At 68.8% G+C, this 14,667-nt stretch carries 14 protein-coding genes; 12 read left to right on the top strand and 2 right to left on the bottom strand.

The genetic code is table 11. The features are described 5' to 3' along the window. Positions 1-141 precede the first annotated feature (141 nt). From U4Y91_RS18660 to U4Y91_RS18625, 8 genes are all read left to right on the top strand, one after another. Positions 142-1,350 (top strand): ABC transporter substrate-binding protein, encoded by a 1,209-nt coding sequence (locus U4Y91_RS18660; protein ID WP_321802505.1) that lies wholly within the window; start codon positions 142-144, stop codon positions 1,348-1,350. A gap of 69 nt (positions 1,351-1,419) precedes the next feature. Next, the gene (locus U4Y91_RS18655) at positions 1,420-2,280 is read left to right on the top strand and encodes a branched-chain amino acid ABC transporter permease (RefSeq protein ID WP_124521209.1); all 861 of its coding nucleotides are present in this window, start codon (positions 1,420-1,422) and stop codon (positions 2,278-2,280) included. After that, positions 2,277-3,320, top strand: coding sequence for a branched-chain amino acid ABC transporter permease (locus U4Y91_RS18650; RefSeq protein WP_321806282.1), 1,044 nt, complete (start codon positions 2,277-2,279; stop codon positions 3,318-3,320). Before U4Y91_RS18655 ends, U4Y91_RS18650 begins: the two co-directional genes overlap by 4 nt. Then, entirely contained in the window at positions 3,317-4,084 is a 768-nt protein-coding gene (locus tag U4Y91_RS18645) for an ABC transporter ATP-binding protein (protein WP_321806281.1), read from the top strand. Before U4Y91_RS18650 ends, U4Y91_RS18645 begins: the two co-directional genes overlap by 4 nt. After that, positions 4,081-4,782 carry an ABC transporter ATP-binding protein gene (locus U4Y91_RS18640; protein ID WP_321806280.1) on the top strand — a complete coding sequence of 234 codons (702 nt, stop codon included), beginning with the start codon at positions 4,081-4,083 and terminating at the stop codon, positions 4,780-4,782. Before U4Y91_RS18645 ends, U4Y91_RS18640 begins: the two co-directional genes overlap by 4 nt. Positions 4,783-4,816: 34 nt before the next feature. Beyond that, positions 4,817-6,097: a Zn-dependent hydrolase gene (locus U4Y91_RS18635; protein WP_321806279.1), complete on the top strand. Its 1,281-nt coding sequence runs from the start codon at positions 4,817-4,819 to the stop codon at positions 6,095-6,097. Beyond that, a complete protein-coding gene (locus tag U4Y91_RS18630) occupies positions 6,094-7,596 on the top strand; it encodes a M81 family metallopeptidase (RefSeq protein ID WP_321806278.1) in 1,503 nt (500 codons plus the stop codon). Before U4Y91_RS18635 ends, U4Y91_RS18630 begins: the two co-directional genes overlap by 4 nt. Positions 7,597-7,716: 120 nt before the next feature. After that, positions 7,717-8,913: a beta-propeller fold lactonase family protein gene (locus tag U4Y91_RS18625; RefSeq protein WP_321806277.1), complete on the top strand. Its 1,197-nt coding sequence runs from the start codon at positions 7,717-7,719 to the stop codon at positions 8,911-8,913. A gap of 177 nt (positions 8,914-9,090) precedes the next feature. Here U4Y91_RS18625 and U4Y91_RS18620 read toward each other — a convergent pair whose 3' ends face one another. Then, positions 9,091-9,849 carry a hypothetical protein gene (locus U4Y91_RS18620; protein ID WP_321806276.1) on the bottom strand — a complete coding sequence of 253 codons (759 nt, stop codon included), beginning with the start codon at positions 9,847-9,849 and terminating at the stop codon, positions 9,091-9,093. A 149-nt stretch (positions 9,850-9,998) separates the two neighbouring features. Then, positions 9,999-10,133 carry a hypothetical protein gene (locus U4Y91_RS18615; RefSeq protein WP_006750603.1) on the bottom strand — a complete coding sequence of 45 codons (135 nt, stop codon included), beginning with the start codon at positions 10,131-10,133 and terminating at the stop codon, positions 9,999-10,001. A gap of 419 nt (positions 10,134-10,552) precedes the next feature. Between U4Y91_RS18615 and U4Y91_RS18610 the strand changes: the two genes are divergently transcribed. From U4Y91_RS18610 to U4Y91_RS18595, 4 genes are all read left to right on the top strand, one after another. Further along, positions 10,553-10,984, top strand: a complete 432-nt coding sequence (locus U4Y91_RS18610) for a hypothetical protein (RefSeq protein WP_321806275.1) — start codon at positions 10,553-10,555, stop codon at positions 10,982-10,984. Positions 10,985-11,091: 107 nt separating this feature from the next. Beyond that, on the top strand, positions 11,092-11,904 hold the full coding sequence (locus U4Y91_RS18605; protein WP_321806274.1) for an alpha/beta hydrolase: 813 nt from the start codon (positions 11,092-11,094) through the stop codon (positions 11,902-11,904). A 185-nt stretch (positions 11,905-12,089) separates the two neighbouring features. Beyond that, on the top strand, positions 12,090-13,259 hold the full coding sequence (ampC, locus tag U4Y91_RS18600) for a class C beta-lactamase (RefSeq protein WP_321806273.1): 1,170 nt from the start codon (positions 12,090-12,092) through the stop codon (positions 13,257-13,259). 249 nt (positions 13,260-13,508) lie between these two features. Beyond that, on the top strand, positions 13,509-14,420 hold the full coding sequence (locus tag U4Y91_RS18595) for an NAD-dependent epimerase/dehydratase family protein (RefSeq protein ID WP_321806272.1): 912 nt from the start codon (positions 13,509-13,511) through the stop codon (positions 14,418-14,420). Positions 14,421-14,667: the final 247 nt, after the last annotated feature.

The following is a 14,667-nucleotide window of genomic DNA, read 5'->3' as shown; positions in this document are numbered from 1 at the left end:
TTGATCAACTCTAGCATCAGGTTGATCCTATTTATCATGATAAATAGGATCAACCGGCGACGCGCATCCTGCAGGGCGTGGATACGGTTTGGGTTTGGCAGTCGGTCGCATCGTGTGTCCCCCTTTATCAGGAGCGTCAACTTGAATCGCCGAGAACTGTTGAAACTGGCCGCGCTGTCGGCCGTGCCGGGTGCGCTCGGCAGCATGTCGTCCCGTGCCGCGTTCGCGCAGGGTTCGACCATCCAGCTTGCATGCCCGGTGCCGATGTCGGGGCCGTTCGCCGCCAATGGCAAGTACGCCGATCTCGGCATGCAGCTCGCCGTCAGGCAATACGGCAAGGTGCTCGGTGCGCCGCTCGCGTATACGGCACTCGACACCGAGGGCAAGCCCGCGACCGCCGTGCGGCGCGTGCAGGAGATCGCGCAGCAGAAGGGGGCCCGCTTTTTTGCGGGCGGCATCCTGTCGTCCGAATCGCTGGCGATGGGCAAGGAAGTCCAGAAGGCGGGCGGCGTGTTCATCACGACGGCAGGCGCGGACGAACTGACCGGCAAGGACTGCAACGATGCGACGTTCCGCTGGTCGGTGCCGACCTTCGGCGCGATCGAGCAGACGGTGCGGCCGTTGCTCCAGATGCTGCCGAAAGCGAAGCGCTGGTACACGATCACGCCGCAATACGTGTTCGGCGAGGGCTTGCTGTCCGCCGCGAAGGCGATTTTCAAGGAGAAGGGCATCGAGCATGTCGGCAACAGCTACCACTCGCTCGCCGAGAAGGAGTTCAGCGGCTACCTGACGAACGCGGCGGCCGCGCAACCCGACGTGCTGCTGATCCTGAACTTCGGCTCGCAATCGTCGGACACGCTGCGCCAGGCCGTCAGCTTCGGGATGAAGCGCAACTGCACGATCCTGCTTGCGTGGGCATCGGGCCTCGAGCAGTTCGAGGCGCTCGGCCCCGACATCTGCGACGGCGTGTATTTCGGCGCGCAGTACTGGCACGGCATCGATTCGCCGCTGAACCGCGACCTCGTGAAGCGCGCGAACGCCGCGTTCAAGGCGAACCCGAACTACAGTCTCGCGGGTTCGTACATCTGCTCGAAGATCCTGCTCGACGCGATGGTGAAGGCCGGCAGTGCCGATCCGAAGAAGGTCGTCGCGGCGATGGAAGGCATGAAGTACGACGGTCTCACGGGCCCCGAAGAAATCCGCAAGGGCGACCACCAGGTGCTGAAGAACTACTACCTGCTGAAGGGCAAGCCGAAGAGCCGGATGAAGAACGCGGACGACTACGCGGATATCGTCAGCTCGGGGCAATCGTTCCTGTCCGTCGACAAGACGGGGTGCAAGCTCGCGTAACGCGATGGGCGCGTTCGCGGCCGTCGCGCGCCGCGGACGTCCGTTTCACTCCTTTCCGATACGGAAGCCATGAACGTCTATCTGCTGCAGATCGTCAACGGCATCGGCGTGGGCATGCTGTATTTCCTGCTCGCCGTCGGCCTGTCGATCGTGTTCGGCCTGCTGCGCTTCGTGAACTTCGCTCACGGCGCGTTCTATCTGCTCGGTGCGTACCTCTGCTACCAGGCGCTGCAATGGTCGGCAAACTTCTGGGTGGCGCTCGCGGTCGTGCCGCTCGTCGTCGGCGCGTTCGCGTGGATCGTCGAGAAGCTCGTGCTGCGTCACGTGTATGCGCAACAGCATGAATTCCACATCCTCGCGACCGTCGGGCTCGCGCTCGTGTTGCAGGAGTGCGCGATCCTCGCCTGGGGCCCGCTCGGCGACAACGTGCCGCCGCCCGACGCGCTGAACGGCGTCGTGATCTGGGGCGGCTTCGTCTACCCGAAATACCGGCTGTTCGTGATCGCGTTCACGGCCGTGCTTGCCGGACTGCTGTGGTGGGTGCTCGAAGGCACGCGGCTCGGCAGTACGGTGCGCGCGGGCAGCGAATCGACGGAGATGGTGTCGCTGCTCGGTATCAACGTGACGCGCGTGTTCAGCCTCGTGTTCGCGCTCGGCGCGGCCACCGCCGCGCTCGCCGGCGTGCTCGCGGCACCGATCCGCGGCGTCGATCCGTTCATGGGCATCGAGGCGCTCGGCGTCGCGTTCGTGGTGGTCGTCGTCGGCGGGATGGGGAATTTTCTCGGGGCGCTCGTCGGCGGGCTGCTGGTCGGCATCGTGCAGAGCCTGATGAGCACGCTGTGGCCGGAAGGCGCGCGCCTGATGATCTACGTCGCGATGGCGGCCGTGCTGCTGCTGCGTCCGAACGGATTGCTGGGGAGGGCCGCATGATCGAATCGTCGAAACCGCTGCCGCCCGCGGCGGCAGCCTCGCCGCGCGCGCGGCCGTGGCACGGCGCGCTGCGGCGGCCGGAGGGCTGGCTCGCGGTGGCCGTCGCGTGCGTGCTGCCGCTGGCGCTGAGCTCGGGCTCGCTCGCGACCGAAGTGCTGGTGTTCGCGCTCGCCGCGCTCGGTTGCAACCTGCTGCTCGGCTACACGGGGCTGCTGTCGTTCGGGCAGGGCATCTTCTTCGGGCTCGGCAGTTACGCAGCGGGGCTGGTGCTGACGCATGGCGTCCGGTCGGTGACGGCTGCGCTCGTCGCGGCCGCCGTGCTCGGTGCCGCCGCGGCCGCGCTCGTCGGCTGGTTCTCGATCCGGCAGCGCGGCACTTACTTCGTGATGCTGACGCTCGCGTTCGGGCAGTTGTTCTACTTCCTCGCGTATACGACGCCGGATGTGACGGGCGGCGACAACGGGCTGCTCGACATCCCGCGCCCCGCGCTGTCCGCGTTCGGGCATCCGCTCGTCTCGCTCGATTCGCCGTGGCGCTACTACGGCTTCGTCGCGGTGCTGTTCGTCGCGGTGTTCTGGCTGCTGTTGCGCGTATCGCGCTCGGTGTTCGGCCGGACGCTGCTCGCGATTCGCGACAACGAGGCGCGCGCGGCGGCGGCCGGCTACGACGTGCAGCGCTTCAAGCTCGCGGCGTTCGTGATCTCGGGCGCGGTCACGGGCCTCGCGGGGGCGCTGCACGCGCTGATGACGGGCATCGCGCCGCTGTCGAACATCGACTATCACACGAGCGAGATGATCCTCGTGATGACGGTGATCGGCGGCACGGGCAACCTGTTCGCGTCGGTGCTCGGCGCGGCATTCTACGTGCTGTTCGCGGATTGGCTGTCGACGCTGTGGCCGTGCTGGCTGCTGTTGCTCGGCCTCGTGCTGATCGCGGTCAGCCTGTTCATGCAGCGCGGATTGTGGGGACTCGGCGAACGCGTCGCGGCATCGCTGCGGCGCGCCGATCGCACTGCGGCTACGGCCAGGGAGCGGCAATGAGCGAAGCGATTCTCGAAGCGCGCGGCATCGTCAAGCGCTACGGCAAGTTCACGGCGCTGGGCGGCGTCGATCTGCGGATCATGCCGCGCACCGTGCATTCGGTGATCGGCCCGAACGGTGCCGGCAAGACGACGCTGTTCCATACGCTGACCGGCACGCTGCCGATCACGTCGGGCTCGATCCTGTTCGACGGTCACGACGTGTCGCGCGAACCCGATCACAAGCGCGTGCGGCGCGGCATCGCGCGCTCGTTCCAGGTGACGAGCCTGTTTCCGAACCTGAGCGTGCGCGAGAACCTGCGCGTCGCCGCGCAGGGCGTCGAATCGCGGCGCGCGTTGAATCCGTGGACACCGCCGCGCGGCGCACTCGCGCATGACGGCATCGTCGACGAGGTGCTCGAGCGGCTCGGCCTGCAGCGCTTCGCCGACACGGCGGCCGGCGTGCTGTCGCACGGCCAGCAGCGCCGGCTCGAGGTCGGGATGGCGCTCGCGGCGCGGCCACGCGCGATCTTCCTCGACGAGCCGACGTCGGGCATGGGCATCGACGACCTCGACGACATGAAGGCGCTGATCGGCGGCCTGCGCGACGACTACACCGTCGTGCTGATCGAGCACAACATGGGAATCGTGATGGACATCTCGGACACGATCACGGTGATGCAGCAGGGGCGCGTGCTGGTCGAGGGCAAGCCCGATGCGATTCGTGGCGACGCGCGCGTACGCAGCGCGTATCTCGGCAACATGATCACCGGAGGCCGCGCATGATGCTCGACGTGAAGGAGGTTCACGCCTGCTACGGCAAGAGCCACGTGCTGCAGGGCATTTCGCTGAACGTGAACGAAGGCGAGACGGTGACGCTGCTCGGCCGCAACGGCGCGGGCAAATCGACCACGCTCAAGACGATCGCGGGTGTCGTCGCGCCGACCGGCGGGACGGTGACGTTCGCCGGCCGTCCGGTGTCCGGGCAGCCCGCGCACCGGATCGCCGCGCGCGGCCTGTGCTTCGTGCCCGAGCATCGCGGCATCTTCCGGCTGCTGTCGGTCGAGGAAAACCTGCGGCTCGGCGCGCGTCGCGATTCGCCGTGGCAGCTCGACGACATCTACCGGATCTTCCCGCGCCTGAAGGAGCGCCGCCGCAACGGCGGCGCGCAGTTGTCGGGCGGCGAGCAGCAGATGCTCGCGATCGGCCGCGCGCTGATGAACCACCCGCGGCTCCTGATGCTCGACGAACCGGTCGAGGGGCTCGCACCGGTGATCGTCGAGGAGATCGTCGCGCAGTTGAAGCAGATCAAGGCGGCCGGCGTCGCGATCCTGCTCGTCGAACAGAACCTCGAAGTGTGCACGCAGCTCGCGGACCGCCACTTCGTGATCGAACAGGGCGTGATCGTCTACGAAGGCAGCAACGCGGCGTTCGCGGCCGATCACGAGGTGAAGGACCGTTACCTGGGTGTCGGCGTCGCGTAAGCGCCGGGCCCGTTCATTGCGAGGAATTCCACCGATGCAAGTTCTGGATTCGACACAGGGCGCCACGGCGTCCGGCCTGCGCGTCGACGGCGCGCGGCTGTGGGACAGCCTGATGCGTCTCGCGCGGATCGGCGCGACCGACAAGGGAGGCGTGTGCCGCCTCGCGCTCACCGAACTCGATCGCGAGGCGCGCGACCTGTTCGTCGCGTGGGCGAAGGAAATCGGCTGCACGGTACGCATCGATGCGATCGGCAACATCTTCGCGCGACGTGCGGGCGAACGCGACGACCTGCCGCCCGTGACGACGGGCAGCCATATCGACACGCAGCCGACCGGCGGCAAGTTCGACGGCAACTACGGCGTGCTCGCCGGCCTCGAAGTGCTGCGCACGCTCGACGACGCGGGCGTGCGCACGCATGCGCCGCTCGAGGTCGCCGTGTGGACCAACGAGGAAGGCTCGCGCTTCGTGCCCGTGATGATGGGCTCCGGCGTGTTCGCGGGTGCGTTCACGCTCGACCACGCGCTCGCGCAACGCGATCGCGACGGCATATCGGCGGGCGATGCGCTGGCCGCGATCGGCTATGCGGGCGACGCGAACGGCGCGCATCCGGTCGGCGCGTACTTCGAGGCGCATATCGAGCAGGGGCCGGTGCTGGAGGCGCACGACACGACGATCGGCGTGGTCGAGGGTGCGCTCGGGCAGCGCTGGTACGACGTGACCGTACACGGGATGGAAGCGCACGCCGGCCCGACGCCGATGGAACTGCGGCGCGACGCGCTGCTGGTCGCGGCCGATCTCGTGCGCGCGGTGAACGGCATCGCGCGGGCGCATCCGCCGCACGGGCGCGGCACGGTCGGCTGGGTCGACGTCCACCCGAATTCGCGCAACGTGATTCCGGGCCGCGTGACGCTGACCGTCGACTTGCGTGCGGCTGACGATGCGACGCTGGCGGCGATGGATGCGGAACTGCGCGCGGCCTGCGCCGATCTGGGTGCTGTGGCCGGCATGCGGATCGACGTCGAGCAGGTCGTGTATTTCGCCCCGCAGCCGTTCGACGCGGCACTCGTCGAGCGGGTGCGCGCGGGCGCAAGTGCGCTCGGGCTGTCGTCGATGAACGTGATCAGCGGCGCGGGTCACGACGCGGTGTATCTCGCACGCGTCGCGCCCACCGCGATGATCTTCGTGCCGTGCAAGGACGGGATCAGCCACAACGAAATCGAGGACGCCGATCCCGCCCACCTCGAAGCGGGCTGCAACGTGCTGCTGCATGCGATGCTCGGCGCGGCGGGCGTGGCGGAGGGCGGCACGCGATGAAGATCCTGATCGCCCGGATGAACCACGAAACCAATACGTTCTCGCCGGTGCCGACGCCGCTCGCCGCGTTCGGCCGCAACGGCCCCGACTGGGGCGACGACGCGTATCGCGCGAATCGCGGGATGCGCACCGCGATGGCCGCGTTCATCGATGCGGCTGCCCGCGAGGACGCCGAGATCGTCACGCCGGTGTCGGCGGCCGCGAACCCGAGCGGGCCGGTCGCCGCCGACGCGTATGCGGCGATCTGCGATGCGATCGTCGCGGCCGCGCCCGGCTGCGACGCGGTGATGCTCGACCTGCACGGCGCGATGGTCGCCGAGCAGAGCGCGGACGGCGAGGGCGACCTGCTCGCGCGCGTGCGCGCCGCGCTGCCCGATGCGCCGATCGCGGTCGCGCTCGACCTGCACGCGAACGTCACGCAGAAGATGATCGACCATGCGGACGTGATCGTCAGTTTCAAGACCTATCCGCACGTCGACATGTACGAGACGGGCGAGCACGCGGCGCGTGTGCTGCTCGACCGGCTGCACGGCCGCGCTCGGCCCGTGCTCGCGTGGCGGCAGCCGCCGCTGATGACGTCGACGCTGCGCAGCGCGAGCGCCGAAGGCGCGATGCGGCGCGCGGTGGAGGCCGCGCGTGCGGCCGAAGCCGACGGGATGCTGGCGGTATCGGTGCTGCCCGGCTTCTCGCTCGCGGACATTCCCGCGCCGTGCATCAGCATCGTCGTGGTCGCCGACGGCGACCGCGCAGCGGCCGACGCGGTGGCCGAGCGCATCGCCCGGCAGATCTGGGACGCACGCGACGCGTTCGTCTACCGCAGCGCGCCGCTCGCGGAATCGGTCGCGCAGGCCGCGGCGCTGGCGCGCGGTGCGGACCGTCCGGTGCTGATGCTCGATCACGGCGACAACTGCATGTCGGGCGGCCCGTGCGACACGATGGACCTGCTGGAGGAAGCGCTCGCGCAGGGGCTCGACGGGATCGTCAGCGGGCCGCTGTGCGACCCGGATGCAGTCGCGGCGCTGATCGACGCGGGCGTCGGCGCGACCGTGACCGTGCCGGTCGGCAACCGGATGCCGTCACACGCCGGCGCGCGGGGCACGCCGTTTCGGGCGACGGGCGTCGTGCGTGCGATCACCGACGGCGAATACGTGATTACCGGGCCGACGTATACGGGCCAGCGCGCGTACATGGGCCGCGCGGCGGTGCTCGATATCGGCGACGCGACGCTGGTCGTCACCGAGCGCACGCAGGAGCCGTGGGATCTCGGCGTGTTCGAGAGCGTCGGCATCGATCCGCGCCGCGCGCGATTCCTGCTGCTGAAGTCGCGGATGTACTGCCGGCCGGTGTTCGTGCCGATCGCGGCCGCGCTCGTCGAGTGCGACAGTCGCGGCGTGACCGGATCGGACTACGGGCTGTTCCGCTACGAGCGGCTCGCGCGACCCGTGTATCCGCTCGACGACGTCGGCCGGTGGGACAGCGCGGGCGTGCGCGCGACCTGAGCGGCGGGCACGAGACGCCGGTTTCGCGCGCTTTCGTGCATCATGCGGTTGCATCGACCCGTCGAGCAGCAGGGTCATGCCAGTCCTTGCGTCCGCAACCGATCCGGAGAACCGACCGCCATGCATTCGAATCGCTTTCGCCTTCGTCGCGCCCGCCTGCTCGCCGCGCTGACGCTCGCTACCACCGCCGTCACCGCCGTCACCGCGCACGCGGCCGACTGGATCGTGTCCGGCAACGACGGTAAGTATCAGCGCGTCGAAGGGCGCGACACCTATCTGGCGTCGCCGCCCGCCGACACGCTGACGCTGCTCGACGCGAGCGTGTTTCCGCCGAAGGTCGCGCTGCAGGTCGACGTCGAGAACGGCACCCAGGGGCCGCCGCAGGCCGTCGCGATCGCACCCGACGCGAAGCTCGCGCTGGTCGGCGCGCCGACGCGCTACGACCAGGGGGCGAGGCAACTCGTGTTCGATACGTTTCTGCAGGCCGTGAACCTCGATGCGTCGCCGCCGGCGATCACGCGCATCGAGCTCGGCACGCACCCGCAGGGGATCGCGATCGACCGGTCGGGCCGGCTCGCGCTGGCGGCGAACGTTGACGGCAGCGTGTCGATCCTGCGGATCGACGGAACGCAGGTGACACTCGACGGCAACCTGAAGATCGGCAAGAAGCGGCTCGCCGGGATCAGCTTCACGCACGACGGCAAGCATGCGCTCGTGTCGCTGCGCGACGAGCAGGGCATCGCGGTGCTGAACGTCGACGACGGCAAGGTGACCGACAGCGGCACGCGGCTGAGCACGGGCGTCGCGCCGTACACGATCGACGTGTCGAGCGACAATCGCTGGGCCGTCGTCAGCAACGTCGGGCTCGCGGGGCTGCCGGGCTATACGGGCACGCTCGCGGGCGATGCCGATTCGGTCGCGCTGATCGACGTGTCGCGCACGCCGTTCCGCACGGTCCAGTATTTGACGGTGCCGTCGCTGCCGGAAGGCGTCGCGATCTCGCCGGACGGAAAGTGGATCGCCGTGCAGGCGATGGACGGCTCGAACCTGACGCCCGACAACCCGGGCCGCCACAAGTTCGGCAAGGTGGTGCTGTTCGAGATCCGCAACGGCCGTGCGGTGCAGACGAGTGAAGTGCCGGGCGGCGAAGCCGCGCAGGGCATCGTGTTTACCGCCGACAGCCGGCACGTGATCGTGCAGTTCAACGTCGAGCGGCAGCTCGCGCTGTATGCGGTGCAGGGCGGCAAGCTGCGCGATACGGGCAAGCGCATCGCGCTCACGGGCGGGCCGTCGTCGTTGAGGACGTTGCCGCGGTGATGGGTTGAAGCGTTCGACGGGCTGGCCGACGCGTGCGTCGCGCCGGTCCGGGATGACGGGCTGCGTACGCAGCCCGAAGTCGCGATGACGGCGACGGTCAGCCGCCATCCGCCATCCGCAAGCCGAACTGCTCGCGCCGCTACGCGTCGTGCAGCGCCAGCCGTTCGCGCCCGCGGCTCATTGACCGAGCAGCGCCGGCAGGTTGCCCTCATAGAGATGAACGCCCGCGTGGACGGTCTGGAACCATGAACACGCATACAGCTTGCCGCCGCACATCCGCCATTTCTTGCAGAAAGACAGATCCTCCGACAGCGAGCGCCCGTCGGGTTCCCTCAGGAATTCGAAATGCTCGTACATGGAGGTCGAATTCGGCGACAGGTTCCGATAGCTCGGCGGAAACTGGACCTGCGTCTCGGGATAGGCCTGCGCCATCGTGTCGAATACGGGGCGCGCGATCATCATCAGGCCGGCGCCGCCCGAGTGGATTTCGGAAACCGCATCGAGCTCGATCCGGGACTGTGCACCGTCCACTGCATACGCGGTCTGGCTGTAATCGGCGCTGAACAACGCGAGCCGCTCGGGCGGCGCCGACGGATCCGAGCGCGCGGCCTCGGCGACCGCCGCCCAGTTGATGCTCTTGGACGGATACAGCCCGAGCATCACGTCGTGCTGCTGTTCGAACATCCGGATCACGTCGCTGCCGCGAAAGCCGATGTCCGCATCGATGAACATCATGTGCGACAGGCCGCTGTGCAGGAAGCGCTCGACCGCGACGTTTCGTTGCTGATGCAACAGTGCGGTGCCGCTCAGGTAGAAGTATTCGAACGCGAGGCCGGCGCTCAGGCACGCATGCTGAAGCTCCAGCAGCCCGTTCACGTAGGGCAGGTAACACATGCCGCCGTAGGCGGGCGTGGCGACGAAAATGCCTTGTTTCATGATCGGACGGCCTGCGTGGGGGTTGCCCTGTTCGTGCTGCGCGAGAATGACGATTCCGACCAGCATCTTACGCTGCGTCACGGCCCGCCGGCGGCGTTTTTCAGTGCGGCGGCGAATCGCGTGTGCCGCTGCCGCGCGCGCCGCCGCCGTTACGGACGCAGCAGGTCGAATCCGCCGAACACGACCACGCCGCTGAGCGCAATCATCGCGACCGAATGCTGGCCGAAATAGAGAATCGCGGCCGCGAGCCACGTGGTCAGGCAGAAGGCGCCGATGCGGGCCATCGTGAATTCCTCGAAATGCGTGATGAAGGGGGAGCGTGCCGAAGTCGGCGCGTCGTCATGTCGATGCGGGCGCGGGGCTCGCGTTGCGACGGCGCCGGACGGCATCGCGTATCGGGCCCGACCGGGCGGGCGCCGACGCGGGGTAGCCCGCGAGGCCTTGCCGGAAGCAGCCGGTGTGCTGCGGCAGCAGGCCAGCCGGCGATTTTACCAGCGTTGACGGCCGGCCAATCTGGCCCCTTCGCGACGATCGGCGGTACGCGCACGGCGCGGGCATCGCGGGGCATCGCGGGGCATCGCGGGGCATCTCGGGGCAGCCGGAAAGGCGGGGCTCAAGTTTCATCCGACGAATACCGTAAACCGGTTGCAAGGTATCCGCTGTTCAACCGACCCGAGTCGCACACTCACTACGGACCGACACGATGCAGATCGACCCTTCTTCCGCCGCGCAGACCTCGCCCGCCACCGGCAACGCCACCGCCAACCCGTCCGGCACCGGTGCCGCGTCGATGGCGACGTCCGCCGCGTCGTCGCCGGCGGGCAGTGCCGCGCAGTCGGACGGCGCGGGGCAGACGCTGGGCGCGTCGGGATCCTCGGCCGAGGATCCCGCGGTCAAGCAGTTGAAGCAACTCATCGAGCGCCTGCAGAAACAGCTCGCGCAGCTGCAGCAGCACATGGCGGCGGCCGCGCAGCGCGCGAAGCACGATCCGGCCGCGGCACTCGAGCAGCAGACGCTGAGCGCGGAAGCCAGCACGATCTCCGCCGCGCTGTCGACGGCGATCGCGCAGCTTGCGCAGGCGATCCAGAAGTCGGGCGGTTCGACGTCCGGCGGGCTGGTGTCGACGCGGGCCTGACGGCGCGGCGCCGTGCCGTCGCGCACCGCAGCGCGCGGACGCGTCGCGGCACGCGGTCGCGCGCATTACAATCGCAAGTTCGTCTCCCTCGCAAGGACGGCAGAACGATGAACGCGGAATTCGCCGACGACGACCTCGTCCGCTTCGACGCGCAAGGCGGCACGCCGTTGCCGGCGGCCGAAACCGAAGGATGGCTGGACCACGACGGCGCGCGCATCTGGCACGCGTCGTTCGGCCATGGCCCGCCGGTCGTGCTGCTGCACGGCGGCCTCGGCCACGGCGGCAACTGGGGCAACCAGGTGCCGGCGCTGCTCGCGGCCGGCTACCGTGCGATCGTGATCGACAGCCGCGGCCACGGCCGCAGCACGCGGGACGATCGCCCCTATTCCTACGAACGCATGGCCTCCGACGTGCTGGCGGTGCTCGATGCGCTGCGCATCGAGCGCGCACGCTTCGTCGGCTGGAGCGACGGCGCGTGCGTGTCGCTCGTGCTGGCCGCCCGCGCGCCGGCGCGTGCGGCGGGCGTGTTCTTCTTCGCGTGCAACATGGATCCGGGCGGCACGAAAGAGATGGTGCCGAGCCCGCTGATCGACCGCTGCTTCGCGCGGCACCGCAAGGACTACGCGCGGCTGTCCGCGACGCCGGACCGGTTCGACGCGTTCGTCGCCGCCGTCAGCGAAATGATGCGCACGCAACCGGATTACCGCGCGGCCGACCTCGCGGCGATCGCCGTGCCGGTCGCGATCGTGCAGGGCGAGCACGACGAGTTCATCCGCCCCGACCATGCAGCGTATCTCGCGCGCACGATTCCGGGCGCAACGCTGACGATCCTGCCGGGCGTGAGCCACTTCGCGCCGCTGCAGCGGCCGGCGCGCTTCAACGCCGCGATGCTGGCGTTTCTCGACCGGTTGCCGGGCTGACATGCACAGGACCGGTTCACGCGCCGCATAAGATTTTCTTTAGGCTCGCGCAACATATCGTCGATTGTTGGTTGGCGGCCGCCAGCGGATAGTCCTGCTTCGACGGGCCGGCTGGCGCAGCGTCCGCGCGGCGCGGCATGATCCGTTGTTCATGCAACCATCTGAAAATCGAAGGAACCGCACCCATGCGATTCAACGCGATCCGCATCGCCGCGACCCTGTTCGTCGCCGCATGCGCCGCCGCCACGGCCGGCCGCGCGGCCGCCGCCACGCAGGACGAGATTCACGACACCGTGACCCGCCACGTCGCGCCGCTGATGAAGCAGTTCGCCATTCCCGGCATGGCGATCGGCATCGTCGCCGACGGCAAGCCTTACGTGTTCGACTACGGCGTGAGGTCGACGCAAACGGGCCAGCCGGTGACCGGCGACACGCTGTTCGAGATCGGCTCCGTCAGCAAGACGCTGACCGCGACGCTCGCATCCGACGCGCAGGAGGGCGGCGAGCTGTCGCTGTCGGATCCGGCCGGCAAGTATCTGCCCGCGCTGCAGGGCAAGCCGTTCGGTGGCGTGACGCTGCTCGAGCTCGGCACGCACACGCCCGGCGGGATGCCGCTGCAGGTGCCCGACAGCATCCGCGACGACGCGGGCCTGATGCGCTATCTCGACGCGTGGCGTCCCGCGTACACGCCGGGCACGCGCCGCACCTATTCGAACGTCGCGATCGGGATGCTCGGGCAGCTCACCGCGAAGGCGATGAACCGCGACTTCGCGGGGCTGATGGAACAGCGGCTGTTTCCCGCGCTCGGGATGACGCACACCTATATCAACGTGCCCGCCGCGCGCTACGCCGACTATGCGCAGGGCTATACGCAGGACGGCAAGCCGATCCGGATGACGGGCGGCATGCTGTGGCAGCCGGCGTACGGCGTCAGGACGACGGCGGCCGACCTGCTGCGCTTCGTGCAGGCGAACATGGGGCTCGTCGAAACGGCGCCGCGGCTGCAGCGGGCGCTCGAACGCACGCACACCGGTTATTTCCGCGCGGGCCCGTTCACGCAGGACCTGATCTGGGAACAGTATCCGTATCCGGTCGCATTGCCGACGCTGCTCGCGGGGAATGCGCCGCCGATGCTCCACGACGCGACGCCCGCGACCGAACTCAACCCGCCGCTCGCACCGCGCCCGGACGCGTGGATCAACAAGACCGGCTCGACCAACGGCTTCAGCACCTATGTCGCGTTCGTCCCCGCGAAGCGGCTCGCGATCGTGATGCTCGCGAACCGCAGCTTCCCGATCGAGGATCGTGTGAGGACTGCGTACCGGATCGTCGAGTCGCTGGGCGGCAAGCCGTAGCCTGGAGGATCCTGCTTTGACGCGGCGGCGCCGCCGATCTTCCCGCCCGGTTCAAAACTCTTTTCACGATCCGCCTCTTTCGCCGCCCGTGCGCGGCATCGATACTGACGCGACAGGCCGCGTTGCGCAGGTTCGACGCGCCGCACGGCCGACAGCGACGGCCCGCGCCCATCCGAACACCGGTGCGCGCGGGCCGACTCATTTCCGCGAGGCGCGGGCAGTTTCGCGGCCTCGCCATCGGAGCGGTGGATGAAGGGCATCAAGGTATTCGTGACGGGCGCGGCCGGCTACATCGGCGGCTCGGTGGCTGCACGGCTGGTATCGGAAGGGCATGTCGTCACCGGGCTAACGCGCGACGGCGAGAAGGCCGCGACGCTCGCGGCGGCCGGCATCATGCCGGTCATCGGCACGCTCGACGACACGGCGCTGCTGCATGCGTTCGCGAGCGACGCGGACTGCGTGATCAACGCGGCGAGCAGCGACCACCGCGCATCGGTCGAGACGATCGTCGCGGCGCTGAGCGGCTCGGGCAAGACGTTCCTGCACACGAGCGGCACCAGCGTGATCGCGGACGACGCACAGGGCGCGCACGGCGACGCGCCGGTGTTCGACGAAGCGACGCCGGTCGTCGCGCCGGCCAAGCCCGAGCGCCGTGCGATCGATCAGCTCGTGATGTCGGCGGCGACGCTCGGCATCCGCTCGGCGGTCATCTGCAACAGCATGATCTACGGCGACGGGCTCGGCATCCGGCGCGACAGCGCGCAGCTTCCGCTGCTCGCGGCGATCGCGCGCGAGGCCGGCGCGGTCCGCGTGATCGGCAAGGGGCTGAACCGCTGGTCGAACGTGCATGTCGAGGACGTCGCCGATCTCTACGTGCGCGCGATGCGGCAGGCGGCGCCCGGCACGCTGTATTTCGCGGAGAACGGCGAAGCGTCGTTCGCGGACATCGGCGCGGCGCTCGCCGCACGTCTCGGTTTGCCGTCGGTCGTCGAGTGGGACATCGTCGAGGCCGAGCAGGTGCTCGGCCATTCGCGTGCGCATTTCTCGCTGGCGTCGAACAGCCGCGTGAAGGCCGTGCGCGCCCGGCAGGAACTCGGCTGGGCGCCGCGGCACGGCGCGATGCAGGACTGGATCCGCCACGACATGCCGGTCGCGGCCTGACGCCGCAGAATTGCTCCGCAGCACGCAGCACGCAGCACGCAGCACGCAGCACGCAGCACGCAGCACGCAAAACGCAAAACGCAAAACGCAAAACGCAAAACGCAAAACGCAAAACGCAAAACGCAAAACGCAAAACGCAAAACGCAAAACGCAAAACGCAAAACGCAAAACGCAAAACGCAAAACGCAAAACGCGCCCTCCCGGGCGCGTGCGCCCGCCGGCCCGCGATCGCATTGATCGGACAATA

The organism is Burkholderia sp. BCC1993 (assembly GCF_905339865.1).
Classification (GTDB): domain Bacteria; phylum Pseudomonadota; class Gammaproteobacteria; order Burkholderiales; family Burkholderiaceae; genus Burkholderia.
The sequence above is the reverse complement of the archived record's forward strand: the minus strand, read 5'-3'. Positions and strand labels throughout refer to the sequence as shown.